The organism is Paenibacillus sp. OT2-17 (assembly GCF_009827695.1).
GTDB lineage: Bacteria > Bacillota > Bacilli > Paenibacillales > Paenibacillaceae > Paenibacillus > Paenibacillus polymyxa_B.
On the sequence record NZ_WUDQ01000700.1, the window covers coordinates 1 to 1,675 of the forward strand.

Genomic DNA, 1,675 nt, shown 5'->3' on the forward strand with positions numbered 1-1,675 from the left:
GTATTTGCAAAACCCACTTCATAAAAATCGTCCGCATTCAAATAGTTAAACGAAATATGCATCACATCCAGATAAGGAAGCATCTTCTCATATCTGCGAATATCTAACGTCAGATTGGAGTTGATTTGTGAGCGAATACCGCGCTCCTTGGCATATTTCAGCAGTGGAACGATCACTTCATCCACTGTTTTATCGAGTAAAGCAGGTTCCCCGCCTGTAATACTGATGGTCTCCAGATGCTCGACTTCATCCAGACGCTTCAGCATTAGGTCTAACGGTAGGAAAGGGGCCTCCTTCATAACTAACATGTCGCCAACAGCGCAATGCTCACAGCGCATATTACATAGATGCGTTACGGTCATTTCCACACTCGTTAGCAAATGACGACCATGTGTACGCAGTGAGACAATCGGGTCCCACGGATCCTAGGTTGGCGATATTTGGGGTAGCGTGTTATTTTGTAGAACTGTCATTATGTTTTCACCTTATTTCTGTTATTAACCTCAAAAGACGTATAATTATCATATCATGATGTGTAAAGTGTCTGCATGCTTTCTTCCACATCATCTGCTAATCTACGTGTACTCCTCCGAAAGGGGCGGCAGTAGCGCCCAATGTGTTTGTAATCATAACCGAGAGGGATACGGACAAATCGACATCATAAGGTGCCTTCACTTCTTGCCCATCCCGGTCCCTTACAATGCGAATGACGGGTCTTTGCGGGATTTTGGGATGTATACGCACCACGACCCCCTCTTCCCCCGTGTTGAGTACCACAGAGAGTCCCAGGGGGTAAATAGCTACACAGTCACGAAAGGCTTCCAGCATTCGCTGCTCATATAACGTTCCTGCCCCGGCGTACAGCACTTCCATCGCTTCATAAGGCAACAAAGCCTGTTTATATATCCGACTTGCTGTCATTGCGTCGTACGAGTCCGCCAGACCGATCCATTTCGCATATTCGTGGATCTGGTCCTTTTTCCAACCGTGTGGGTATCCGCTACCGTCGATACGCTCATGATGCTGTAATGCACAATGAGCCGACAACAAGGGAATTCCAGGCTCGTCTTTGAGCAGCTTGTAGCCGATCACCGTGTGTGTTTTCATATGCTCATATTCCTCATCCGTCAATTTACCCGGCTTATAGAGTACTTGAGGTGAAATTTTCATTTTACCGATATCGTGCAGTAGTGAACCTATCCCCAGCTCCATGAGCTGGTTATTATCGTAGCCATTGGATATTCCAAGTACTAGTGAATATAAACATACGTTCAAAGAATGATGGTACAAATCCTGATCCGCGGCCCCGATATCCATCAACATAATGATGGTGTCCTGACGGCCTCCAATATCGTCCAGAATGGATTCCATCACCTTATAAAATGACTTGCCAAAATATTTGTGCTTATGATCTACGGAGTAGGATGACAACCCTTGAAACTGCTTTTTGATTTCCTGTAGCGCCGCGGCCCTTGTCTGTTCATGGATCATCTCAGGAATGACGATATCTTCTGTCACAGCATCCTCAATGTATACATATCCAATACCGACTTGGCCTAGACGTTCAATCAATCGCGAAGTAAGCTCAACACCTTCCGAGAGCAGCACCATTCCGTTTTCATTGTATATTTTTTTGCCCAGCTTCATGCCGGCTCTCAATAATGTAACAGGTACC

General features: G+C 45.6%; 2 protein-coding genes. Both read right to left on the minus strand.

What is annotated here, in order from left to right; genetic code table 11:
• Window positions 1–410 (minus strand): radical SAM protein (locus GRP75_RS26250; RefSeq protein WP_337194274.1); only part of this gene is annotated, 410 nt, incomplete at its 3' end.
• A 160-nt stretch (window positions 411–570) separates the two neighbouring features.
• Window positions 571–1,675: HD-GYP domain-containing protein (locus GRP75_RS26255; protein WP_237449207.1), on the minus strand; the 1,105-nt coding region annotated here is incomplete at its 5' end.